This is a genomic window from Streptomyces javensis (assembly GCF_039525925.1).
GTDB lineage: Bacteria > Actinomycetota > Actinomycetes > Streptomycetales > Streptomycetaceae > Streptomyces > Streptomyces asiaticus.
In genome coordinates this window covers 1-23,337 of sequence record NZ_BAAAIF010000058.1, presented here as the reverse complement: position 1 = coordinate 23,337, position 23,337 = coordinate 1, and the positions used below count along the sequence as shown (strand labels likewise).

24 protein-coding genes are annotated in these 23,337 nt (G+C 69.8%); 8 read left to right on the top strand and 16 right to left on the bottom strand.

Translation table 11 applies throughout. The features are described 5' to 3' along the window. Window positions 1–67: 67 nt before the first annotated feature. Genes ABD329_RS35585 through ABD329_RS35575 form a run of 3 tightly spaced genes read right to left on the bottom strand, consistent with a single transcriptional unit; the run spans window position 68 to window position 1,199 of the window. Window positions 68–343: a hypothetical protein gene (locus tag ABD329_RS35585; protein ID WP_086879983.1), complete on the bottom strand. Its 276-nt coding sequence runs from the start codon at window positions 341–343 to the stop codon at window positions 68–70. Beyond that, the gene (locus ABD329_RS35580) at window positions 340–699 is read right to left on the bottom strand and encodes a hypothetical protein (protein WP_086879982.1); all 360 of its coding nucleotides are present in this window, start codon (window positions 697–699) and stop codon (window positions 340–342) included. The genes ABD329_RS35585 and ABD329_RS35580 overlap by 4 nt, the downstream gene beginning before the upstream one ends. 32 nt (window positions 700–731) lie before the next feature. Further along, window positions 732–1,199: an ATP-binding protein gene (locus ABD329_RS35575; protein WP_198278926.1), complete on the bottom strand. Its 468-nt coding sequence runs from the start codon at window positions 1,197–1,199 to the stop codon at window positions 732–734. A 156-nt stretch (window positions 1,200–1,355) separates the two neighbouring features. On the opposite strand from ABD329_RS35575, the gene ABD329_RS35570 reads away from it, so the two are divergent. The 3 genes from ABD329_RS35570 to ABD329_RS35560 all read left to right on the top strand — a co-directional run bounded on the left by ABD329_RS35570 (window position 1,356) and on the right by ABD329_RS35560 (window position 3,248). After that, complete coding sequence (locus ABD329_RS35570) at window positions 1,356–2,246, top strand: helix-turn-helix domain-containing protein (protein WP_198278927.1); 891 nt, start codon at window positions 1,356–1,358, stop codon at window positions 2,244–2,246. A gap of 12 nt (window positions 2,247–2,258) precedes the next feature. Further along, window positions 2,259–2,459 carry a DUF397 domain-containing protein gene (locus tag ABD329_RS35565; protein ID WP_198278928.1) on the top strand — a complete coding sequence of 67 codons (201 nt, stop codon included), beginning with the start codon at window positions 2,259–2,261 and terminating at the stop codon, window positions 2,457–2,459. 252 nt (window positions 2,460–2,711) lie between these two features. Next, window positions 2,712–3,248 carry a hypothetical protein gene (locus ABD329_RS35560; RefSeq protein ID WP_198279307.1) on the top strand — a complete coding sequence of 179 codons (537 nt, stop codon included), beginning with the start codon at window positions 2,712–2,714 and terminating at the stop codon, window positions 3,246–3,248. On the opposite strand, the gene ABD329_RS35555 is transcribed toward ABD329_RS35560, so the two are convergent. Genes ABD329_RS35555 through ABD329_RS35535 form a run of 5 tightly spaced genes read right to left on the bottom strand, consistent with a single transcriptional unit; the run spans window position 3,238 to window position 8,932 of the window. After that, window positions 3,238–4,287 carry an ABC transporter ATP-binding protein gene (locus tag ABD329_RS35555; RefSeq protein ID WP_246618752.1) on the bottom strand — a complete coding sequence of 350 codons (1,050 nt, stop codon included), beginning with the start codon at window positions 4,285–4,287 and terminating at the stop codon, window positions 3,238–3,240. The two genes, ABD329_RS35560 and ABD329_RS35555, sit on opposite strands and share 11 nt — an antisense overlap. After that, complete coding sequence (locus ABD329_RS35550) at window positions 4,262–5,395, bottom strand: ABC transporter ATP-binding protein (RefSeq protein WP_198279309.1); 1,134 nt, start codon at window positions 5,393–5,395, stop codon at window positions 4,262–4,264. The genes ABD329_RS35555 and ABD329_RS35550 overlap by 26 nt, the downstream gene beginning before the upstream one ends. 2 nt (window positions 5,396–5,397) lie before the next feature. Further along, window positions 5,398–6,447: an ABC transporter permease gene (locus ABD329_RS35545; RefSeq protein ID WP_198279310.1), complete on the bottom strand. Its 1,050-nt coding sequence runs from the start codon at window positions 6,445–6,447 to the stop codon at window positions 5,398–5,400. Further along, window positions 6,440–7,363, bottom strand: coding sequence for an ABC transporter permease (locus ABD329_RS35540; RefSeq protein WP_198279311.1), 924 nt, complete (start codon window positions 7,361–7,363; stop codon window positions 6,440–6,442). Before ABD329_RS35540 ends, ABD329_RS35545 begins: the two co-directional genes overlap by 8 nt. Before the next feature lie 3 nt (window positions 7,364–7,366). Next, window positions 7,367–8,932: a peptide ABC transporter substrate-binding protein gene (locus tag ABD329_RS35535; RefSeq protein WP_198279316.1), complete on the bottom strand. Its 1,566-nt coding sequence runs from the start codon at window positions 8,930–8,932 to the stop codon at window positions 7,367–7,369. A gap of 655 nt (window positions 8,933–9,587) precedes the next feature. On the opposite strand from ABD329_RS35535, the gene ABD329_RS35530 reads away from it, so the two are divergent. Further along, window positions 9,588–10,712 (top strand): epoxide hydrolase family protein, encoded by a 1,125-nt coding sequence (locus tag ABD329_RS35530; protein WP_198279312.1) that lies wholly within the window; start codon window positions 9,588–9,590, stop codon window positions 10,710–10,712. Window positions 10,713–10,809: 97 nt separating this feature from the next. Here the strand turns inward: ABD329_RS35530 and ABD329_RS35525 are convergent, their stop codons facing one another. Further along, entirely contained in the window at window positions 10,810–11,355 is a 546-nt protein-coding gene (locus tag ABD329_RS35525; RefSeq protein WP_198279313.1) for a TetR/AcrR family transcriptional regulator, read from the bottom strand. A gap of 136 nt (window positions 11,356–11,491) precedes the next feature. Here ABD329_RS35525 and ABD329_RS35520 point away from each other — a divergent pair, with 136 nt between their 5' ends. Next, entirely contained in the window at window positions 11,492–12,505 is a 1,014-nt protein-coding gene (locus tag ABD329_RS35520; protein ID WP_198279317.1) for an NADP-dependent oxidoreductase, read from the top strand. Window positions 12,506–12,622: 117 nt separating this feature from the next. Next, window positions 12,623–12,820: a hypothetical protein gene (locus ABD329_RS35515; protein ID WP_198279314.1), complete on the top strand. Its 198-nt coding sequence runs from the start codon at window positions 12,623–12,625 to the stop codon at window positions 12,818–12,820. Window positions 12,821–12,854: 34 nt separating this feature from the next. Here the strand turns inward: ABD329_RS35515 and ABD329_RS35510 are convergent, their stop codons facing one another. Together ABD329_RS35510 and ABD329_RS35505 are read right to left on the bottom strand one after the other, a co-directional pair. Then, window positions 12,855–14,174 carry a cytochrome P450 gene (locus ABD329_RS35510; RefSeq protein WP_344317434.1) on the bottom strand — a complete coding sequence of 440 codons (1,320 nt, stop codon included), beginning with the start codon at window positions 14,172–14,174 and terminating at the stop codon, window positions 12,855–12,857. Window positions 14,175–14,261: 87 nt separating this feature from the next. Further along, window positions 14,262–14,390, bottom strand: a complete 129-nt coding sequence (locus tag ABD329_RS35505; RefSeq protein ID WP_214665340.1) for a cittilin family RiPP precursor — start codon at window positions 14,388–14,390, stop codon at window positions 14,262–14,264. Window positions 14,391–14,556: 166 nt separating this feature from the next. Here ABD329_RS35505 and ABD329_RS35500 point away from each other — a divergent pair, with 166 nt between their 5' ends. After that, on the top strand, window positions 14,557–15,351 hold the full coding sequence (locus ABD329_RS35500; protein ID WP_198279770.1) for a GNAT family N-acetyltransferase: 795 nt from the start codon (window positions 14,557–14,559) through the stop codon (window positions 15,349–15,351). Between the two features lie 30 nt (window positions 15,352–15,381). On the opposite strand, the gene ABD329_RS35495 is transcribed toward ABD329_RS35500, so the two are convergent. From ABD329_RS35495 to ABD329_RS35475, 5 genes are all read right to left on the bottom strand, one after another. Beyond that, window positions 15,382–16,521, bottom strand: coding sequence for an ABC transporter ATP-binding protein (locus ABD329_RS35495; protein ID WP_198279769.1), 1,140 nt, complete (start codon window positions 16,519–16,521; stop codon window positions 15,382–15,384). 26 nt (window positions 16,522–16,547) lie between these two features. Beyond that, window positions 16,548–17,618: an ABC transporter ATP-binding protein gene (locus tag ABD329_RS35490; protein ID WP_198279768.1), complete on the bottom strand. Its 1,071-nt coding sequence runs from the start codon at window positions 17,616–17,618 to the stop codon at window positions 16,548–16,550. 19 nt (window positions 17,619–17,637) lie between these two features. Further along, window positions 17,638–18,615, bottom strand: a complete 978-nt coding sequence (locus ABD329_RS35485; protein WP_198279767.1) for an ABC transporter permease — start codon at window positions 18,613–18,615, stop codon at window positions 17,638–17,640. Between the two features lie 107 nt (window positions 18,616–18,722). Next, entirely contained in the window at window positions 18,723–20,525 is a 1,803-nt protein-coding gene (locus ABD329_RS35480; protein WP_198279766.1) for an ABC transporter substrate-binding protein, read from the bottom strand. 68 nt (window positions 20,526–20,593) lie between these two features. Next, window positions 20,594–21,601 (bottom strand): ABC transporter permease, encoded by a 1,008-nt coding sequence (locus ABD329_RS35475; protein ID WP_198279765.1) that lies wholly within the window; start codon window positions 21,599–21,601, stop codon window positions 20,594–20,596. Window positions 21,602–22,122: 521 nt separating this feature from the next. Here ABD329_RS35475 and ABD329_RS35470 point away from each other — a divergent pair. Beyond that, window positions 22,123–23,337 (top strand): hypothetical protein (locus ABD329_RS35470; RefSeq protein ID WP_344317431.1); only part of this gene is annotated, 1,215 nt, incomplete at its 3' end.

Genomic DNA, 23,337 nt, shown 5'->3' with positions numbered 1-23,337 from the left:
GCCGCAGTTCGAACGACGAGGGCCGGCCGGACCGTGACCACCACGGCCGGGCGGCCCTCCTCGTCGTTCAGGATCCGTCTGACTCGGGCCAATGCTGTACCCGGACGATGAAGACGGTGGTGAAGCGACGATGCTCCTGATACCAGACGATCAGTCGACCCTCTGCATGGTCGAGTAATCGGGACACCCCGGACTCATGGATCGGCGGGTCGCCGAGGTACTTGACGGCGGCGGCGTCGGCCAGCCGCTGGGCGAGCCGCTCCACGTCGTGCTTGATCTGCGGATTCAGGCCCCCGACCACGTTCTCGGCATCGGGTAGGTATTCCCAGGTCCAATCGCTCACGCTGCGACCTCGCGACGCGCGGCGTCCAACAGCAGTCCGATCTCGGCTGAGGCCCGCCGGGCGTCCTCGATGTTGGGCGCCTCGGCGACGGCCGCCTCCAACTCGTGGAGCCGTCGGGCCCGCCCGGGATAGCGCCGCAGAGCCACGAACACGCCCCAGCGGTGGAGGAAGGTGTGCATGGGGACGGTGCTGTCGGTCTGCACCGCCTCCTGCCAGGCGCTGTGGAACTCCTCCTCGAACCGGACAGCCGCGCTGAGGTCCAGGGAGCGTACGGCGACTCGCAGCGCCTGTTCGGTCAGCGGCGGCATGGGGAACAGCGGCTCGTCGTGGGAGTCCTCTATGGGCTGTGTGCTCACGGCGCTGTCTCCTCCGATGTGCCGTAGGTCGTTCACGTAAGGCGATCGCTGGGGGCCGATGTCCATCCAGTTTGCCCCATCGTGGGTGGCGGCGGGTTCAGCGTGAACCATACGGCCTTGCCGGTGACGCCCGAGTCCTTGTCGGTGTAGTCGTGCACGCCCCAGGTGTCGGAACACGACTCCACGAGCGTGAGCCCGCGACCGCTCTCGTCCTCGGCGTTCGCCGCCACGGGATGCGGCAGCCCGCAGCCGGAGTCCCACACGGTGACCCGGAAGTCGGGTGGCGTCGGCTCCCAGTCCATGCTGACGTACGCGTCGGTGGTGGTGTTCCGGTACGCGTTGGTGACCAGCTCCGACACGAGCAGTTCGGCCCTGTCGATGATGCAGTCGAGCCGGGCCGCCCTGAGGACGTGGCGGATAGTGGCCCGTGCGACGCCCACGGCGCGTGGGTCGTGGGGGATGAACAGGCCGTAGGACCAGGGCTCTTCGGGCGTGCGCATGGGGCAGCCTCCGGTTGAGTGCCTATTGTGACTGGCGCCATACGTAAGGTAGCGGCTAGGGGATTACAACTACAACCTGTGGCCTGAGGTGTGATAGCGGAGTGGACGCGTCCAGGCACGGTACGCAACACTCGCCTCCCGGAGAGGGGAGTTCACATGGGGCTGAGAGCGAATCCCACCTACCGGCAGCGCCGGTTCGGCGCGGAAGTGCGCAAGCTGCGCGAGCGAGCCGGGCTGACGGTCGGGGAAGCGGCGCGCCTGATGGAGATGCACAGTCCGCATCTGAGCAACGTCGAGGCGGGGCGCACGAGTCTGTCGCCCGAACGGCTCGGCATGCTCGCGCACGCAGTGGAGGGTACAACTGCAACCTTCTTGGCCGCCTTGCAGGCGATGGGGCAGGAGTCCGGACGCGGTTGGTGGAGTGACTACCGCAAGGTGCTCGGGGCGTCTCATGTGGACCTCGCCGAGCAGGAGTCCGGGGCTCAGGCCCTGTGCAATTACGAGCTGCTGTTCATTCCCGGGCTCCTCCAGACACGGGAATACGCCACGGCGGTCCACGGCAGCGGCTTCTCGGAAGCCGTACGCGAAGTGCAGGACCGGGCGATCGAGTTCAGGCTGCGGCGCCAGCTGGTTCTGTCGGGCGAGCGGCCTCCCCGCTTTCACGCCATCGTCCACGAGGCGGCGTTGCGCGTCCTTTATGGAGGCCGCGCCGTGATGCGCGATCAGCTGCTGCGGCTCATTCAGCTGTCGCGGCTGCCCAACGTCACCATCCAGATCGTGCCCATCGACAACGAGGGAAGCGCGGCCTTCAGCCACCCCTTCATGGTGATCGAACCGAGCGTGGCGGAGTTGAGTACAGTGCTCGTAGACCAGTTCGGCGGATCGGAGTTCCTCGACGACCTGGATGCGGTCACCGACTACCGGCAGTCCTTCCAACGGCTGAGCGAGCTGGCCCTGCCATCTATCGACGCCGAAGCCGCGCCGGAGGCCCGGACCGGGAAAGATTCGCTCGGACTCCTCCAGCACATCCTGTATCCCCTGCTCTAGGAGAAGGCCCGAATGTCTCCCCTTCAGTGGTGCAAGTCCAGCTTCAGCACCGGCGACGCAGCCAACTGCGTCGAACTCGCGGCTGACTCCGTCGGCACCTCCCACCTCCGCGAGAGCGACGACCCGGAGGTCGTCATATCCACGACCCCCGCCGCGCTCCAAGCGTTCCTGCGGGCCGCGAAGTCGGGGGAGTTCGACCGCATCGAAGGGTGATGCCCACCCCTCCCGGTACCCCTCTCGAAAGTGCTTGATCTCGCGCAACTAATTTGTCAAACGTTTTCCAGAGGGGTACCCCACCCCCGGCGGTCCGGCAACGGCCCTGGCTCCCGAGCACGGGCGCCGCCACGGCGCGCACTCCCGGCAGCCCGGCGCCCGGCGACGGCGCTTCGCCCCCACCCCCCGACCCATGCTCAATTGCGCCGAAGGCGCGAGACGGCGCCGCGCCGTACCTCGTAGGGTCGTGGCATGACTGCCCCTCACCCACCGGTCTATCAGGCGTACTACACCCGCATGCCCTGGCAGCTCTTCTCGGGCGTCGGCTGGAAGCGGCTGGTGGCCTTCCGGGCCGATGAGTCGGGCGTCACCCTGGGCGGCCCCGTGACGCGCTACCGCCGGTTCACGGCCCTCGTGCCGTGGCGGGACATCGAAGCCGTCGTCGTATGGGCCACGAAAAAGCCCATGAAGAGGCCGATACGGCGGATAGGTCTGAAGTTGCGGCAGGGCGTGCCGGACGTTCCCGGCCCGGACTCGACGATCAGCCCGCAGGCCGCCGTGAGTGCCGCGCCGCATATCGAGTACCAGGTCGTCAGGAACAACCGGGTCATCGTCTTCTGGAAGGTGGACCACACCCGGCTCGCCGCCGCGGTGCGGGCGTTCGCCCCGCACGTTCAGCTGCGTGCCCATCCGGTGCACCGGCTGCGCCCGGGGCAGGGCGGCGGGCCGGGGTACGGCGGCAGTCCGGGGTACGGGTCCGGCGGGAGCATCTTCGACATCATGCCCTGACCTCCGCGCGCTCCTCCGCGAAGTGGCACGCCGAGGCGTGGGCGGCAGGGCCCGCCAGGCCCGGCGGGACCGTCAGCGCCGGCACCTCCACCGCGCAGCGGTCCTGGGCCTTCCAGCAGCGGGTGCGGAAGCGGCAGCCCGAGGGCGGGTTGGCGGGGGAGGGGACGTCGCCCGTCAGGAGGATGCGGGTCCGGGCCCCGCGCGGTTCCGGGTCCGGGACCGGGACGGCCGACAGCAGCGCCTGGGTGTAGGGGTGCGTCGGGTGGTCGTAGATCTCCCGGCCGGTGCCCGTTTCGGCGAAGCGGCCCAGGTACATCACGGCGACCCGGTCGGAGATATGGCGGACCACCGACAGGTCGTGGGCGATGAAGATGTAGGAGAGGTTGAACTCGTCCTGGAGGGCCTCCATCAGGTTGACCACCTGGGCCTGGACGGAGACGTCCAGCGCCGAGACCGGTTCGTCCGCGACGATAATCTCCGGTCGTAGCGCCAGGCCCCGCGCGATGCCGATGCGCTGGCGCTGGCCGCCGGAGAACTGGTGGGGGTAGCGGTTGATGTGTTCCGGGTTCAGCCCCACCACGTCCAGGAGGTCCTGGACCGCCCGGCGCCGGTCGCCCTTCGGGGCCGCCTCGGGGTGGATCTCGAAGGGCTCCCCGATGATGTCGCCCACCGTCATCCGGGGGTTGAGCGAGGTGTAGGGGTCCTGGAAGACCATCTGGATGTTGCGGCGTACGGCACGGAGGGCGCGGCCCGAGAGGCGGGCGATGTCCTCGCCCCGGTAGTGGATCGTCCCGGCGGTCGGCCGTTCCAGGCTGACCAGCAGTTTGGCGACGGTGGACTTGCCGCAGCCGGACTCGCCGACGATGCCGAGGGTCTCCCCGCGCCGCAGGACGAAGGAGACCGTGTCGACCGCCCGGACCGCGCCGGTCCGCCGCTTCACCAGCGCCCCCCGCGTCAGCGGATAGTGCTTGGCGAGCTCGCGGACCTCGAGGACCGGCTCGGCGGCCCCGGTCTCAGGCATTGACGGCGTCGAGGGCATCGAGTTCGTCCTTCCAGAAGTGGCAGGCGCTGGTCCGCCCGCCGGACGCGGAGGCCGCGAAGGCCGCCGGGGACGTGCCGGCCGCCGGGACCGAGCCCGCCGCCGACACCTCGTACAGCGGCGGCCGTTCGACGCGGCAGACCTCCTGGGCACGCGGGCAGCGGGGGTGGAAGGGGCAGCCGGGCGGCAGGGCGAGCGGACTGGGCGGCGCGCCCTTGATCGCGTAGAGCTTCCCGCCACGGTGACCTCCGTGGCCCCCGTGACTCCCGTGACCCCCACGATCCCCGTGACCCCGGCGGGCTTGCCCGCCCCCGTGGTCCACGCGCGGCACGGAGTCCAGCAGTCCGCGGGTGTACGGGTGGGCGGGGCGGCGGTAGAGGTCGCGTACCGGCGCGGTCTCCACGATCCGGCCCGCGTACATCACCGCGATGGCGTCGGCCACGTCCGCGACCACGCCCAGGTCATGGGTGATGAGGACCAGCCCCATCGCGTACTCCCGGCGCAACTCCGCGAGCAGCTCCATGACCTGGGTTTGGACGGTCACGTCCAGCGCGGTCGTCGGCTCGTCGGCGATGATCAGGTCCGGCTCCAGCGCCATCGCCATGGCGATCATGATGCGCTGGCGCATCCCGCCGGAGAACTGGTGCGGATAGTCCCCGGCCCGCTGCACCGCCGCCGGAATGCGCACCCGGTCCATCAGCTCAACGGCTCGCCGCCGGGCGTCCCTGCGGGACATCCCCCGGTGCACCTCGTACATCTCGGCGAGCTGGGCGCCCACGGGAAGCACCGGATTGAGGGCGGAGAGCGCGTCCTGGAAGATCATCGCCATCGCGGCGCCCCGGATCCGACGGCGCTCCTCCGCGCCCATCGTCAGCAGGTCCCGCCCCTGGAACAGCACCTGGCCGCCGGTGATCCGGCCGGGCGGGGAGTCGAGGATGCCCATGATCGCCTGGGCGGTCACCGACTTGCCGGAGCCCGACTCGCCCAGCACGGCCAGCGTCCGACCGGCGTCGACGGCGTACGAGACACCGCCGACGGCCTCGGCGACCCCGTCCCGGGTGCGGAATTCCACGCGCAGGTCCCGTACGTCCAGCAGGCGGGCGGCCATGGCTAGCGCAGCTTGGGGTCGAGGGCGTCGCGCACCGCGTCGCCGAGCATGATGAACGCGAGCACCGTGATGGACAGCGCCCCGGCCGGCCACAGCAGCATGTGCGGGGCGTTGCGGATCTGGGTCGCGGCCGAGGAGATGTCGATCCCCCAGGAGACGGTGGGCGGTTTGAGCCCCACGCCGAGGAACGACAGCGTGGCCTCAAGCGAGATGTAGGTGCCCAGCGCGATGGTCGCGACGACGATCACGGGGGCCACGGCGTTGGGCGCGATATGGCGCAGCAGCGTCCGGCCGCTGCTCGCGCCGAGCACCCGCGCCGCCTGGACGTAGTCGTGCTCCTTGACGGTCACCACCGAGCCGCGCGCGATCCGGGAGATCTGCGGCCAGCCCAGCAGCACGATGAAGCCCACCACCGGCCAGACCGAGCCGCTGGTGACCACCGACAGGAAGACCAGCCCGCCCAGCAGGATCGGGATGCCGAAGAAGACATCGGCGATCCGCGAGAGCAGCGCGTCCCACCAGCCGCCGAAGTACCCGGCGAGCCCGCCCAGCACGCTGCCCAGCAGCGCCGCGCCGAGGGTGGCGCAGATGCCGACCGTGATGGAGGCGCGGGCGCCGTAGACCGTGCGGGTGTAGACATCGCGGCCCTGGAGGTCGTAGCCGAACGGGTGGCCGGGGGCCGGGCCGTCCTGTGCCTTGGCCAGGTCGCCGTGGTACGGGTTTCCGCTCGCGATCAGCTGCGGCCAGATCGCGATCACGACGAGAAAGAGGATGATCAGCGCGGAGACGACGAAGATCGGATTGCGGCGCAGATCGTGCCAGGCGTCGGTCCACAGCCCCCGCCCGGTGGGCGCGGCCGGTCCGCCGGAGCGGCGGCCGGGCTCCCCGCGCCAGGGGAGCGGGAGACGTCGCCAGGGGCCGCGCCGCGACGGGGTCGGCCCGCCCTTCAGGGGCTGGGGGCCGGACACGGGGAGGTCCATCGGACCGCCGCCGCTGCCGGCCGGTGCGATCGCCTCGGTCATGTCGTAGCGCGTGTCAAAGGGCTCAGGCATACCGGATCCTCGGGTCGAGCACGGCGTAGAGGAGGTCGACGAGCAGATTGGCGAGCAGGAAGACGATCACCAGGATGGTCACGAAGCCGACGACGGTCGGCGAGTTCTGGCGCAGGATGCCCTGGTAGAGCTGGTAGCCCACGCCATGGATGTTGAAGATCCGCTCGGTGACGATCGCCCCGCCCATGAGTGCGCCGATGTCCGTGCCGATGAACGTCACCACCGGGATCAGCGAGTTGCGCAGCAGATGGCGGGTGACGATCCGGTGGCGCGGCAGCCCCTTGGCGACGGCGGTGCGTACGTAGTCGGCGCGGGCGTTCTCCACGATGGAGGTACGGGTGAGACGGGTGGTGTACGCGAGCGACACCAGCCCCAGCACCACCCCGGGCAGCAGCAGCTCGTTCAGCGGGGCCTCCGGCGAGACCGACGGTCTGGCCCAGCCCCAGCTCACGCCGAACAGATACTGGAGCACCGTGCCGCTGACGAAGGTCGGGACCGAGACCACGACCAGGGTGAGCAGCAGCACCGAGGTGTCGAGACCCCGGCCCCGGCGCAGCCCGCTGAGGACCCCCAGGGTGATGCCCAGCGCCATCTCGAAGGCGACCGCGACGAGGGTGAGCCGGAGGGTGACCGGGAACGCGCTCGCCATCAGCTCGGTCACCGGCTGCCCGTTGAAGGCCGTACCGAAGTGGCCGCTGAAGATCTGCCCCATGTAGTGCGCGTACTGCCGCCACAGCGGCTCATCCAGATAGAGGTCCTCACGGATCCGGGCGGCGGTGGCGGGGTCGGGGGCCTTGTCGCCGAAGAGCGCGGCCACCGGGTCGCCGAGCGCGTAGACCATGAAGAAGATCAGGAACGTGGAGCCGATGAAGACCGGGATCATTTGCAGCAGTCGCCGCAGCGCATAGCGGCCCATGGCTCAGCCGACCCTGATCTGTGAGTAGACCGGCACGCTGAACTGATTGAGCGCCACCTCGCTGAGCCGTCGCGAATAGCCCGCGCTGCCGTTCTGGTACCACAGCGGGATCGCGGGCATCTGCTCGGCGAGGATCTTCTCCGCGTCCCGGAAACCGGCGATGGCCCGGCCGTCGGCGGAGGCGGCGTTGGCCTGGTTGACCAGCCGGTCGAAGCCGGTGTCGCTGAAGTGGCCGTCGTTGGAGGAGGCGCCGGTGTAGTACAGCGGCTGGAGGAAGTTCTGGATCAGTGGATAGTCCATCTGCCAGCCGGCCCGGAACGGCCCGGTCATCTTCTTCCCCGCCATCTTGTTGCGGTAGTCGGCGAAGGTGCCGACCGGTTTGCCGACACAGGCCCGGTCGTTCCGCAGCACGGTGTTGACGCTGTTGCAGACCGCGTCCACCCAGTCCTTGTGGGAGCCGGTGTCGGCGTTGTACGTGATCGTCATCCGGCCGCCGGGCAGCCCGCCGCCCGCCTTGATCAGCTTGCGCGCCCGGACCGGGTCGTAGCGGCAGGCGTCCCCGCACAGCCCCGGCTGATAGCCGCCCTGGCGGCGCAGCACCGGGGACGTCCAGTCGGTCGCGGGGGTGCGGGTGCCCTGGAAGATCCGCTCGGTGATCTGCGCGCGGTTGATGGCCATCGAGATGCCCCGGCGGACCTTGGCCCTGGCCGGGCCGCTCCAGACGCGGTCGTACATCGGGAAGGTGAGGGTCTGGATGATCCCGGCGGGCTGGTTGATGTAGCGGTTGCCGAGATCGGAGCGGACGAACTTCAGCTGCTGCGCCGGGACATCGTCGACCAGATCGAGATTGCCCGCCTGGAGATCGGTGTAGGCGGTGTTGCTGTCCGTGTAGACGCGTAGGTCGACGCCCTTGTTACGGGCCTTGTCCGGGCCGCGGTAGCCGTCCCAGGCCCGCAGCTTCATCACCGAACCCTTGGCGTACGACCGTACCTGGTACGGGCCGTTGCCGATGGGCTTCCTCAGCCAGGCGGCGTGGTCCGTGAAGAACGCCCGGGGCAGCGGCACATAGGCGTTGTAGCCGAGCGTCTTGGGCCAGGTGGAGAACTTCTGGGTGAGCCGGACGGTGAAGGTCCGGTCGTTCCTGACCCGCAGCCCGGAGAGGGTCTTGGCGGTGGGGGCGCCGCCGGAGGCGGGGTGGACCTTGTCATAGCCCTCGATGTACTCGAAGAAGTAGGCGTTGCGCTGCTTGTGGTCGATCCGGGCGCCGTAGTTCCACGCGTTCACGAAGGACGCGGCGGTGACCTTCTCCCCGTTGGCGAACCGTCGGCCCTTTTTGAGGGTGATGGTGTAGTTGCGCTGGTCGGAGCTCTCGATCCGTTCCGCAAGCGCGTTCTTGGCCTCGCCGGTCCTCGGGTCGTAGCGCTTGAGCCCCCGGAAGATCATGTCGAGGACCTTGCCGCCCTGGACGTCATTGGTGTTGGCGGGCTCCAGCGGATTGGGGGGATCGCCCCAGGAGGAGCGGACGACACCGGCGTCGGCGTCGCCGCTCCCGCCGCCGCAGGCGGTCATGGTGGTCGCGGTGGTCGCGGCGGTCACGATCAGGACGACGGCGCGCGCGGAATGCCGGGCGCGTGGGAAACGCCGGGCGGGTAGGAGATGCCGGGCACGCAGGGAACGGGCACGCAGGGAATACGGGGCTCCGCGACGCATGGCGCCTCCCGACGATCCGGTCCAAGATCGGCCTTATGGGGCATCCGGCGGATCTTTCCCCCTCCCCCGGGGGCCAGGGGCGGCACCCCTGGTTTCGGGGAGGGGAACAGCCCGCCGCGGGCGGCAAGATCAGCCGGACATCACCTAGGCCCATCTGACATCCGCTGGGGCGGCGGCGCACGCTGATGACCGCTGTCCGGGGTGGCGGGGCCGGGGCGAGGGAGGTTTGGTGAAGCGCGAGCCGAGCGGTACGTCCCTCGCTCGGCAAGCGCTTTCTCGAACACTTTCCCGTATCAACAGGCTCCCCTTCAAGCCTTGTTACCGAAGATTTCATCGCTTCCCGCCTGCCTCGGAGGGCGCGGGCGCCGCACGGCGTTACCCCTGTCCTTGCGAGGCGGATGTCCTTGCGAGGCGGATGTCCTTGTGAGGTGGATGTCCTCGTGAGGCGGACGAACTGCCGCCCGCCGGGCGTCGCGGACACTCCCCGTCCGCGACCGCGCCTACCGTGCGGCGCATGGAGATCCGTCCCTTCCGCATCGCCGTCCCCGAAGCCGACCTCGACGATCTGCGCCGACGCCTGGAGCGCACCCGCTGGCCGGAGCGGCTCCCGGGTGGCGGCTGGTCCGACGGGGCGTCGCTCGACCATGTCCGTGAGCTGGCCGGGTACTGGGCCACCGGGTTCGACTGGCGGGCGCAGGAGGCGCGGCTGAACGCGTTTCCGCAGTTCACGACCGAGATCGACGGGCAGCGGGTGCACTTCCTCCAGGTCCGCTCTCCCGAGCCCGATGCCCTGCCGCTGCTGATCACGCATGGCTGGCCGGGTTCGGTCGCGGAGTTCACCGAGGTCATCGGCCCGCTGGCCGATCCGCGCGGACACGGCGGGGATCCGGCCGACGCCTTCCACGTCGTCATCCCGTCCCTCCCCGGCTTCGCCTTCTCCGCCCCGCCCCGCGAGCCCGGCTGGGGCATCCGCCGCATCGCCACCGCGTGGACGGAGCTGATGCGGCGCCTGGGGTACGAGCGCTACGGCACACAGGGCGGCGACTTCGGCTCGCTGATCTCCCCCGAGGTGGCCCGGGTGGCGCCGACCCGGGTCGTCGGCGTCCATGTCAACGCCCTGGTGACCGCGGGGTCGTCCGACGCGGCCGGTCCGGAGGAGCTGACCCCGGCCGAGCGCTCACGCCTCACCGGGCTCGAACGCTGGCACCGCGAACTCTCGGGCTACGCCGCCATCCAGGGCACCCGCCCCCAGACCCTGTCCTACGGCCTCGCCGACTCGCCCGTCGGCCAACTGGCCTGGAACGTGGACTGGTTCGCCGCCCACGGCGACAAGCCCGAGGCGCTCGACCGTGACGCGGTCCTGACGAACGTCTCCCTGTACTGGTTCACCAACACGGCGGGCCCCTCCGCCCGCCTCTACAAGGAGGCCGCCTCGGCCTGGGGCGCGCCCCCGGAGCGCTCCGGGGTCCCCACCGGCGTCGCGGTCTTCGCGGGCGACACCGCGATCCGCCGCCTCGCCGAGCCATGGCATGCGATCACCCACTGGTCGGAGTTCGGGACGGGCGGCCACTTCGCGGCGATGGAGGTCCCGGAGCTGCTGGTGGGCGACGTACGGACGTTCTTCCGCGACCTGCGCTGACCTGCGCCGACCTACGCTGACCTGGGCCGATCGGCGCTGACCTGCGCCGACCTGCGTCGACCTGCGCCGACCGTGGCGAGACCGGCCCAGGGGAACGTCACTTCGCCAGGATCGCGCTCGCGACGACGTCGAAGAGATGATCGGCGCGCGGCGCGAGCGAGGGCTGGTCGCCGAGCCATGCGAGCGCCGCGATCAGCGCGAACAGATCGGTGCCATCGATGTCCGTCCGTGCCGTGCCCGCGTCCTGGGCGCGGGTGAGCAGCCGCGTACCGGCCGCGCGGAGGGTGACGCACGAAGCGTGGAGCGCGGATTCGGTGTCCTCGATGGCGGCTGCCATCAGCACGGTCACGCCCCGGTACTCGGTTGTCCACGCGACGCAGTCGCGCAGCCACGACACCAGCGCGTCCTCGGGCGAGCCCGATGTCTCGAGTGCGTCCGCCCTTGCCGTCAGCTGCTCGAAGCTCGTGTGGAGCAGGGCCTCGAGCAGCGCCTCGCGCGTCGGAAAGTGACGGAGCAGCGTCGCGAGCCCCACACCGGCCTTGCGTGCGATGTCGCGCAGCGACGCGTCGACGCCCTGCTCGGCGATGACGGCGCCCGCGACTGCGAGCAGGTGGTCACGGTTCTTCCTGGCGTCGGCCCGCATCTGCCCCTCTTGACTATCCGGATCGGTGGTCCATTTGACTACCGGATCGGTGGTCCATATATTCGGATCAGTGGTACGGATATATCTGGACCACTGATCCGATCAGCGTATCCCCTGGCAGGGGCGGGAGAAAATGATGTCGACACATACGATGAGGGCGATCCGGCTGCATGACTTCGGCGGCCCCGAGGTGCTGCGTTACGAGGAGGCACCGGTCCCCGAACCGGGGCCGGGTGAGGTGCTCGTCCGCGTGCGCGCGGTCGGGATCAACCCTCCCGACTGGTACGCGCGCGAGGGAATGCCCAATGTGCCTCCCGAGCTCAAGCCCCCGTTCCATCTCCCCCTGATTCCGGGGACCGACGTCTCGGGCGAAGTGGCGGCCGTCGCCGCCGATGTCACCGGCTTCGCGGCCGGGGACGAGGTGATCGGCCTGCTGCGCTTTCCCACCGCTCTCCAGGGCAGCGCGTACGCCGAGTACGTCACCGCGCCGGCGTCCGACCTCGCCCGCAAGCCGACTGCCGTCGATCATGTGCACGCGGCCGGTCTGCCCATGTCCGGGCTGACGGCGTGGCAGTTCTTGATCGAGCTCGGACACGACCATCCCTCGCCGTTCCAGAAGGCCCCGCACCGCCCGATGGCGCTCGACAGCGGGACCACGGTGCTCATCAACGGCGCCGCCGGTGGCGTGGGGCACCTCGCGCTCCAGCTGGCCAAGTGGAAGGGGGCGCGGGTCATCGCCGTGGCCTCCGGCGCCCATGAGACGTTCCTGCGCGAGCTCGGCGCCGACGAGTTCATCGACTACACCAAGGAGCGGCCCGAGGAGGTCGCCCATGACGTCGATCTCGTCCTGGACACCGTCGGGGGCCCCGACAGCAGGCGCTTCCTGCGCACCCTGAAGCGCGGCGGGTCCCTCTACCCGGTCTACTTCGGCGAGTTCGACGACGAGGAGAACGCGAGGCTGGGCGTCACGGTCACGTCCACCCAGGTCCGCTCGCACGGCGCGCAACTCGCCGAACTGGGACGCCTGCTCGACGCGGGCACGGTTCGCGTCGCGGTGGACAGCACGTTTCCGCTCGCGGATGCCCGGGCCGCGCACGAACGCGCCGCCCGGGGACATATCCAGGGCAAGATCGTGCTCACGGTCGCCTAGGAACGAGCCGTTCGGGCGCGCGGCGGAGGCGGGGACATCGCTCCTCGGGAGGGGTCCCGGGCGGTCCCGAGGAGGATGGGCCGCCCGTAGCCGAGGTGAAGTCAAGGGAGTTCCGCCATGACCCCCGTGCAAGTCGACTGGCTGTCCATCGTGCTCGGCCCCCTCGCCCTCATCGCGCTGGCGTTCGCCTTCTCCGCCCAGCGCTCGGCGGTCAAGCGGGGCGAACCCATCCCCGGCTGGGGCAAGGCCGCGCAGGGCGTGGGGATCGCCTTTGTGCTGTTCGTGGCCCTGTCCAACATGATGTGGGGTACGTGAGGTCGTGTCAGCCGGCCTTCAGACCTGCGGAGGGTCACCAGGGGCGCGGGACCACCTTTGCGCCGACCGGCTGGAGGGCGAGGGCCGGGCGGGGGTGGACGCGGTCCGGGGTGGTCAGCTCCAGCCGGAAGCGGCGCCAGATGTCGGCGACCAGGTGGACGGTCTCGGTGGTGGCCACGGCGGCTCCCACACACACGCGGGGGCCGAGCCCGAAGGGGAAGTACGAGCCGCGCGGCACCGAGGAGGGGCCGCCGCCCAGCCAGCGCTCGGGGCGGAACGCCCCGGCATCCTCCCAGAAGCGCGGATCGCGGTGGGCCACCCACTGGCTGACGGTGACGGTGGTCCCGGCGGGGATGAGATAGCCGCCGAAGTCGAGGTCCTGCCGCGCGTCCCGGCTGGTCAGCCAGACCGGGGGGTAGAGGCGCAGCGCCTCGCGGACGACGGCGTGGGTGTAGGGCAGGGCCTCCATCCGGGAGAGCCCGGCGGGGGTGGTGGCGAAGGCGGCGTCGGCCTCGGCCCGGACCCGCTCGGCGATCCGGGGGTGCCGGGCCAGCAGGACGCTCGTCCAGACCACCGCGTCATTGGTGGTCTCGAAACCCGCCATGATCAAGGTGGCCAGCTCGTCCCGGAGCTCCTCCGGTGAGGGGGCGGGGGTGCCGTGGACGAGGGCGTGCAGCACGGGGGCGCGCTCCGGGTCGTTCGCGGCGGGGGAGGCGGCCAGGGCGCGCAGGGTGCGGTCGATCCGGGCCATCGAGCGGCGGATGCGCAGCTTGCGTGGGGTCGGCACCCACTCGGGCAGCAGGACCGGCGAGGTGGACAGGTCCATGATGGGCGCCACCAGCCGGGCCACTTCGGCGGTGTCCCGGTCGCTGAACTCGTCCCCGAACATCAGCTGGGTGACCAGCCGCAGCGTCACCACGGCGATGTCGTCCTGGAGCGTACGGGCCTGGCCGGGCCGCCAGGTGCGCAGCAGCTTCTCGCCCTGGGTGTCGACGATTTCGGCCGCCCTGGTGGACAGCGACCGCCCGAACGCCGGTTGCAGCCGGTGCCGTTTGGCCTTCCACCGGTCGCCGTCGCTGTTCATGGTGGAGTGCGGAAAGCCCTGCCGCCGCGAGCCGCGCCGGGTGTCCGCGCTGGCCTTGGAGAACAGGGAGTCCCGGTCGACCAGCATCTTCTCCACATCGCCGGGGTCGGTCAGCAGCACGTTGTTCTCGCCGAGCCGCACCACGTCGCCGTAGCGGCGCGAACAGTCGGTCAGAAAGCCCAGCGGATCGGAGGAGAAGGCGTGCAGATTGCCCAGGTACTTGTCCCCGGAGGGGCCCGGCAGATCGGTGCGGTAAGGAGCGGCGGTCATGGACTTGGACGTCCCCTCGGATCGTGGCCGACGGCGGTGGCCGCGGCATCGCCGCCGCGGCCACCGCCTGCGCTCACCCGCGCCGGTTTAGTAGTACGCGTAGGGCAGCGTGAGACGGTCCTTACGAGTGAGCCGGGCGAAGAGCGCTCCGGTGAGGATCAGCTTGCGCATGGCGAACACCTCCCTCTCGTTGGGGGCCGGACGCAGTGGGGTCACTGTTCCGGCATGCGCTAGACAGTAAATATCCGGCGCAGAACTATCAAGAGTTGACAATTTCCATCAGAAGGTAGTGGATCGCTTAATTCCTTTTACCCGATGGGTTATCCGCGTTTACCAGTTATCGAAATCCGTGGCATTGTGCGAGTTCGCTTATGATCGCGACGTGTCACAGAACGACCCGCGGAACGACCTTCAGCGCATCATCGACTTCCGGATCTCCTTCGCCCGCCGACAAGCCGGTGAAGTGCGGGAGGTGCCGGGCGGTTTCCTGGTGCTGCACCGGGAGTACGAACGCTCCCATGAGCACAATCAGCTCCATATCACCGGGCCCGCCGACCCCGAGGGGCTGCCCGAGCTCGCCGATGAGGTCATGGCCTTCCTGCCGCACCGCCGGATCACGGTCCATGACGAGGCCCTGGGCCTGATCTCCGTGCCCGCGCTCGAACAGGCCGGGTACACCCATGTCACCGAGGTGCTGATGGTCCACACCGGGCCGGTGCCGGAGGCCGGGACGGCCGATGTGGTGGAGCGGGAACTGGGGCCGGAACCGCACGGGCTGCTGCGGCGGGCGGTGACGGCGCAGCAGTGGCGGTGGATGCCGGACGCGGACGAGAAGACCGTGCACGACCTCGTGGAGCGCCGCACCGCCCGCCGGGCCGGGGCCGAGGAGGTGCTCTTCCTCGCCGCCCACGACGACAGCGGCGAGATCGCCTCCTGGGCCGATCTGTATCTCGAGCCCGCCGCCGGAGTCGCCCAGATCGAGGAGGTGGCGACCGCCGAGCCCTATCTGCGCCGCGGCTACGCCGACTCCGTCCTGGCCGGTGCGCTGCGCCGGGCGGCCGCCGCGGGCTGCGCGCTGCGGTTCCTCGTCGCCGACCAGGACGACTGGCCGCTGCGCTGGTACGGCCGCCGCGGGTTCACCGCCGTCGGGCGGGTGCACTCCTTCTCGCGGTTCTGAGGGCCTGTGAGGTCTTGGCGAGGCCGGTCCTTACGGCTCCTTGCGCGGCACGGCCTCCGACTCCGCCGCGATCAGCGCCGGATCCAGCACCACGTCCTCCTCGCGGGCCTCGAGCGTCGGGTCCTCCGGGAAGTGGCAGGCGGACAGATGGCCCTCGCGGTTGCCGTCCAGGCGGATGAGCGGCGGTTCCTCCCGCGCGCAGATGTCCTGGGCCTTCCAGCAGCGGGTGCGGAAGCGGCAGCCGGAGGGCGGGTTGATGGGGGAGGGGACGTCCCCGGCGAGCCGGATGCGCTCGCGGCGGGTGGTCTCCACGGCATTGGAGGCGTCCGAGGCGTCCGAGGCGGCCTCGGCCATCACCACCGCCGCGTCCGGCACCGCGGACAGCAGTGCGTGGGTGTACGGGTGGCGGGGGCGGCGGTAGATGGACTCGCGGTCGCCCACCTCGACCACCTTGCCCAGGTACATCACGGCGACGCGCTGCGAGAAGTGGCGTACCACGGCGAGGTCATGGGCGATGAACAGGAAGGCGATGCCCAACTCCCGCTGGAGCTTCTGGAGCAGATTGACGACCTGCGCCTGGATGGAGACGTCCAGCGCCGAGACCGGCTCGTCGGCGACGATCAGCTTGGGCTCCAGGGCGAGCGCGCGGGCCACCCCGATGCGCTGGCGCTGGCCGCCCGAGAACTCGTGCGGGAAGCGGTTGTAGTGCTCGGGGTTGAGGCCCACGATCTCCAGCAGTTCGCGCACCCGGGCCTCGCGGCCGCCCGGCGGATCGATGCCGTTGATCTCCATGGGGCCGGAGATGATGGTGCCGACGGTCTGCCGGGGGTTCAGTGAGGAGTACGGATCCTGGAAGATCATCTGGATCTCGGAGCGGATCGGGGCGAGTTCCTTGCGGCCCGCGTGGGTGATGTCCCGGCCCCGGTAGGTGATCCTGCCGCTGGTGGGTTCCAGCAGCCGGGTCAGCAGCCGGCCCGTGGTGGACTTGCCGCAGCCGGACTCGCCGACCAGCCCGAAGCTCTCCCCGGCGTGCACGGTCAGATCGACCCCGTCCACCGCCTGCACGGCCCCGACCTTCCGCTTGAACGGAAAGCCGCCCATGATCGGGAAGTGTTTGGTCAGCCGCTCGGTGACCAGGAGGGGTTCGGGTGTCCCCGACTCGATGCTCATGCGTCAGCGCTCCTAAGCCCTGGTCCCTAGCCCAGCCGGGGCTTGATCTGCTCGGTGAAGAGGGTCTGTTTCCGCTCGGCGCTCAGATGGCAGGCGGCGCCGCGGCCGTCCGGGAGCGCGGGCCGCTCGGTGGCGCAGCGGTCGCCCCCCACCTGGTCGGTGTAGCGGCACCGCGGATGGAACGGGCAGCCCGGCGGGGGGTTGAGCAGGCTCGGCGGGGAGCCGGGTATGGGGCTCAGCGGCTCGTCCACGGCGGAGGTCAGCCGCGGCATGGAGCCCAGCAGCCCCCAGGTGTACGGGTGCTGGGGCGCCCGCAGCACCTCGCGGACCGTACCGCGCTCCACGGCCCGGCCCGCGTACATCACCAGCAGATCGTCGGCGGTGTTGGCCACCACGCCCAGGTCATGGGTGATGAGGATGATCGCGGAGCCGAACTCCTGCTGGAGGTCCTTCAGCAGATCCAGGATCTGGGCCTGGACGGTGACGTCGAGGGCGGTGGTCGGCTCGTCGGCGATCAGCAGATCGGGGTCGCAGACCAGCGACATCGCGATCATCGCGCGCTGCCGCATCCCGCCGGAGAACTGGTGCGGATAGTCGTCCACCCGCAGCCGCGGGTTGGGGATGCCGACCTTCTGAAGCATCTCGATCGCCCGGGAGCGGGCCTCGCTCTTGGAGGCGCCGGTGTGCTTGCGGTACGGCTCGGCTATCTGGCGGCCCACCGTGTAGTACGGCGACAAGGCGGTCAGTGGGTCCTGGAAGATCATCGCCATGGTGTTGCCGCGCAGCCGCTCCAGGGTGCGCTCGGGCGCCCCGGTCAGCTCCTGCCCGTCCAGCAGTATCTCGCCGCTGACGGCGGTGGTGCGCGGGTCGTGCAGGCCCAGCACGGTGAGGTTGGTGACGGACTTCCCGGAGCCGGACTCGCCCACGATGCCGAGCGTCCGGCCGCGTTCGAGGTCGAAGGAGAGGCCGTCCACGGCCTTGACGATCCCGTCCTCGGTGGAGAACCGGACGTACAGGTCGCGTACGGACAGGAAGGCGCCGTCGCCGGGGGCCGGTGGCGGCGTCGCGCCGTCGTCGGGCTTGGTGAGTGTGGTCATCTCGGCAGCTCCGGGTCAGTCAGGCGAGGCGCACGCGCGGGTCGATGAAGGCGTAGGCGGCGTCGACCAGGATGTTGAACACCACGATGGCCGCGGAGCTGACCAGCATCACGCCCATCAGCATCGGCAGATCGGTCAGCTGGACGGACTCCACCGCCAGCCGTCCGATGCCGTGCAGGGTGAAGGTGTATTCGGTGACCATGGCCCCGCCGAGGAGCGATCCGAGGTCGATGCCGAAGATGGTGACGATGGGGGCGATGGCGCCGCGCCAGGCGTAGCGGAAGAAGACCGTACGGCTGGAGAGCCCCTTGGCTCTCGCCGTGCGGACATGGTCCTCCTGTAGCTGCTCGACCATCTGGGAGCGGGTCATCCGGCTGTAGTTGGCCATGAAGATCAGCGAGAGCACCACCCAGGGCAGCAGCATCCCGCTGAACCACTTCGCCGGATTCTCCGTGAAGGGGTAGTAGGCGGGCTGGTCCATGATCCCCAGCCCGCTGACGAACCAGGCCAGGGCGAGCACCCCGACGAAGTAGATCTGCATCGAGGCGCCGAGCAGCGACAGCGAGCTGAAGAACTTGTCGATCCAGGTGCCGCGCCGCCAGGCCGCGATCATGCCGATGCCGATCCCGCAGACCAGGAAGACGGCGGCGCCGCCGATGGCGAGCGAGAGGGTGGTCGGGAAGCGGTCGACGATGGTGCTCCAGACCGGCTCCTGGCTGACGAAGGAGTAGCCGAAGCAGGGCGCGGCACAGTGCCCCACGGCGAAGTCCCGCCCGGCGACGATCCCCACCATGAACTTCCAGTACTGGACCGGCACCGGCTGATCCAGGCCCAGATTCTTGTTGATCATGGCGAGCGACGTGGGATCGCAGTTCTTGCCGCAGGCGAGCCGGGCCGGTTCGGCGGGCAGGGCGAAGAAGAGGAAGAACGTGATCGCGCTGATCAGGACCAGGATCACGATCGCGCCGAGGGACCGGCGGGCGAGAAATCTCAACATGACGTCGGTGATCTTCCTATGGGCGGGTCCCGGCCGCGTCCGCCGGGGCGGACGCGGCCGGGTTCTGCGCTGCCTGGGTGCGGCCGCGACTGCGGGGGAGAAGGCGGCTACTTGATGAAGACGGCCGTCGGGTCCACGGCGCCGTAGACCGAGTTGAACTTCACTCCGCCCAGCCCTGAGCCCCAGAGGGTGAACAGCCGGTTGTAGAAGGTCGGGACGGCGGGGACCTCATCGGTCAGGATCTTCTCGCTGAGCTTGATCCACTCCGAGGTGGCCCGGCTGAGGTCGCTGACCTTCGTGACCCTGCCGATCTCGTCGTTGACCGACGGGACGTTGAGGTGCGAGTAGTTCGCGGAGTCGTCGTAGACGTTCTCGCCGCCGTACACCGGCGGGACCACGGTCGAGGCGGACGGCCAGTCGGCACCCCACGAGGACCGGTACAGGTCGAACTTGTTCTTGACCTTTCCGATCTGGGTGTAATAGGTCGACTGGTCGATCTCCTTCTTCTGCACCTTGAATCCGGCCCGCTCCAGGGCCTGCTCGACGACCACCGAGGCGTCCTGGTGGGTGTCGCCGTTGCCGTAGGCGTAGACGAGCTCGTAGTTCTCCTTGCCCGCCTCCTTCAGCAGCTCCCTGGCCTTCTTGGCGTTGCCGCCGGGGTACTTCTTCTTCTGGAACGGGTCGAACTTGGGGTCGTAGCCCTTGAGCGTGGGGCCGACCAGCCCGCCGCCGATCTCACCGGCCTTCGGACCGCCGAACTGCTGGAGGTACTGACCGCTGGGGAAGGCCCAGGCGATCGCCTCGCGCACCTTCTTGTCCTTGACTCGATCGGTGTTGATCGAAACGACATCCACATAGGGCTGCGTTTCGGTCAGCGACCGTGACATCGCCTCCTTGTCCTTGAGGACCGTGGAGATCTGCGACGGGTCGACCGCGTTGGTCCACGTCATCCCGTTCCGGTCGGCGCCCTTGTTCGCCTGGAGCCGACGGGTGGAGTCCACCCACTGGTGGCCGAAGGAGACGTCGAACTTCTCGACGTACTGATGGCGTATCGGGTCGGTCTTGGGATCCCACTTGTCGTTCTTGACGAACTGGATGCCCTTGCCCGGCTTAAAGTTCTGGATCTTGTACGGACCGGAGGCCAGCGGGGCCTTGTCGTACTTCTCCTTGGTGTCCTTGGCCGGGGGCACCGCGCCGATGTTGGGCATGGCGACCGCGAACGGCACCTCGGCGCGCGGCTGGTCGAAGTGGAAGACGACGGTCTTGTCGTCCGGGGTGTCCAGCACCGACTTGGGCAGGTGCTTGCCCTTGTAGGGGCCGTCCGGAAGCGCCTTGCGGTACTTCTGGCCCTCCCCGGAGAGCCACTGCTGGAGATAGGTCGGCCCGTTGGTCTGGTACGGCGCGTAGAGCCGCTCGACGGCCTGGCGGACGTCCTTGGAGGTGATGGGCGAGCCGTCCTCGAACTTCAGCCCGTCCTTGAGGGTGTACGTCCAGGTGCGGCCGCCGTCGGAGGACTTGCCGGTGTCGGTGGCGAGGTCGCCGACCAGCTTGGCCTTGCCCGTCTTGTCGTCGAACTGGTAGTTCGTCAGCGTCCGGTTGTAGAGCGTCTGCATGATCAGCTCATCGCTGACATAGATCTGCCCCGGGTCCAGATGCTCGAAGGCGTCCCGCTGGAGCACCGTGACGGTGCCGCCCTTCTTGGCGCCCGGCAGGTCCTTGGCCGGTCCGGTGGAGTCGGCGGCGGTGCCGAGGGTGATGTCCTGGGACTCCATCTTGGGCTCGTTCGAATCCTTGGGATTCGAGCCGCCGCCACCGCTGCTGCACCCCGCGAGCGCCAGGGCCCCCGCGGCCAGGGCGACGGCGTAGGTACGGGCTCTGCGACTGTTCTTGGACGGTTCTTCGGTGTTCACGTTGCCACTGCACCTGCCTCATCGGACGGAAGCTTGCCGTTCACTGCCTTGGGCCAGCCGGCCCCCGGTCACCGCGTGGTCTTCGGGTCCATCGCGTCCCGGACCGAGTCCCCGAGCAGGTTGAAGGCGACCACGAAGACCACCATGGCGATGCCGGGGAAGAACATGTAGGTGATGTCGCCCTCGTAGAAGTTCGCGCCCTTGGCGAACATCCGGCCCCAGTCGGGGGTCGGCTCCACCACGCCGACGCCGAGGAAGGACAGCGCCGCCTCCGTCGTCACGAAGTTCGGCAGCATCAGCGTGGACTGCACCAGGATGGGCGTGACGAGGTTGGGCAGCAGCTCCTTGCGGACGATCCGCCACGGCGAGGCGCCGGTCACCCTGGCCGCCTCGACGAACTCACGCTCCCTCAGGGACAGCACCTGGCCGCGCAGCAGCCGGGCCAGCTGCATCCAGCCCAGCAGCCACAACACCATCACCAGGGCCGTCACCCGGAAATAGGTGGGTGTCTCCTTCTGCGGGCTGACGAACAGCGCGGTGACCACCGGCATGAAGGCGACGAAGAACAGCTGCTGCGGAAAGGACAGCAGCAGATCGATGAGACGGCCGAGGAAGTAGTCGGTGCGGCCGCCCGTATAGCCCGCCACCACGCCGATCACGATGCCGGTGAGCGTGGACAGCACGGTCGCGGCCAGCCCGATCAGCAGCGAGGTGCGGATGCCGTAGACGAGCTGGGTCAGCACATCGCGGCCCAGCTTGGGCTCGATGCCGAACCAGAACTCGCCGTCGATGCCGCCGTTGGGCTTCATCGGATAGCCGGTGAGGGGGTCCAGCAGCTCGGGCCGGTCAAGGCCGTAGGTGGTGTACGGATCCTTGCCGTACAGCCACGAGATCACCGGCGCCAGCACGGCGACGGCGAAGAAGAAGAGCACCACGCACGCGGAGATCACGCCGGTGCGGTCGCGTCTGAAGCGCCGCCACATCAGCTGGCGGGGCGCCAGACCGGTCGGCGCCTCGCTCTCCATGCCGCCCGGTGCGGTCTTCTCGACCACGCCGGTCTGGGATGGACTCGTCATCGCGTAGCGTCCCCCCGCACTGGTGTCACACCGTCAACTCGCGCTGTCTATGCGCGTCATGTCGCCGCCCGCTCGCCAGGGTGGTGCATGCGTGTCGGGTTGAGCGGACTGTCGCAATCGGGGAACGGCTCAGTCAAGGGTCCGGCGAGGGTGGATGTGCCGCTCGTTCGAACCTTGAGCGAAGATTTGGCAGATCGAGGTCCGGGCGTGCTTGACAGAGATCCCCCATGGGGGACAAAGCATGGACTATGGGCAGGAAACGCGTTAACACACAGGCAACTCATCTGTCGCAACACCGATATACGGACGCGTCAGGCTGAACTGCGTACGGCCGTGCGGGTGCCGTGGACCGGCCGGGGCGCGAGACGCAGCCCCGGCCGGTCGCACCACTTCGGGGGCTCGGCCGACGTGTCTCCCGGTGGTCTCCGGACGGTCACGATCCGCATTTTTCTTCCACGATCGGTATTTTTCTTCGGGCCGCGACGGTTGCCCGGGGTGTGCGGCGGGGGAGACCTACGGCTATGGGGCAGGGACGGATACTCAACAGCGGAGCGCGCGTCTTCGGGGCGCTCGTCTGCGCGGTTCTCGGGCTGATCTCGCTGGGATGGATCATCCACGACCTGGACAAGGCCGATGAGGCGAACCATCTGTGGTGGACCTGGGCCGGGCTGCCGTTCCGGGCCACCGGAGGGATCTTCGGCTCCTCCCTGCTCGACCTCGCGCTGCTGCTGGTCTACGCGGTCGTCGGAATCACCGCCCTGCGCTCACCGTCCGCCGCGGGCGCGCTCGGCGCGGTCGCGGTGGTGACCGTCGCGGTGCGCCTGCCCAGCCTGTGGAACCTGAACTCCGACTGGCTCCAGGGCATCCCCGGCGACCTCAAGACCCGGGCGAACGCCAGCGCCTGGGCGCAGGTGGTGCTCGCGGGGCTGCTGCTGGCCGTCGTGGCCGCGGCACGCCGCCCCGCCGACCTCGCCGCCGCGCCCGGCCGGCCGGTCTCGCCCGCCGAGCGGCCGCCGGGCCGCCCCGCGCCCGGGGCGGCGGTCGTCGGCGCGCTGTTCCTGGGCGCGCTCGGGGTCGTCATCGCCGCCTGGCAGATCTACTGGGCCCAGGAGCGCGGCTGGGAGATCTACAAGTACCTGCTCACGGGCAAGCACACGCTGCCCACCCTGCTCTCGGCGCCCGGTGCCTGGATCGCGTGGGCGGCGGTGGCGCTGTGCCTGGCCGGAGCGGCCACCGCGCTCGCGCGCGCCCCGCTGGCGCGTCCGCTGGGGATGGTGGCGGCGGCGCTGGTGACGGCCATGGGGATCAGCGAGGCATCGCTCTACATCAAGCTGGACTACGTGGACCACCTCAGCGATCTGCCGACGGTGGGCGTGCTCAGCGTGCTCACCGGCTTCTTCGAGGCGATCGCGGGGCTGATCGCCCTGCTCGTGCTGGCGCGGCGGGGCGTGGAGGAGGGCACCGCGGGCCTCGGGGGCGCCCCGGCGTACGGCGGCTATGGCGGCTACGACGGGGGTTACGACGGCCAGCCCGGGGGTTACGACGCCCAGGGGCCCGGGGACTACGGGGACGGCTCCGGGGCCGGGGGCTACGGCGGCGGCTATGGCGGTGGTTACGGCAGCGGGGGCTATGGCAATAGCGGTTACGGCAGCGGCGGTTACGCTCCGCCGCCGCCCGCCACTCCGCCACTGGTGCCCCCGCCGCCCGGCACCCCGCCCGCCGCGTCCCCGCCGGCG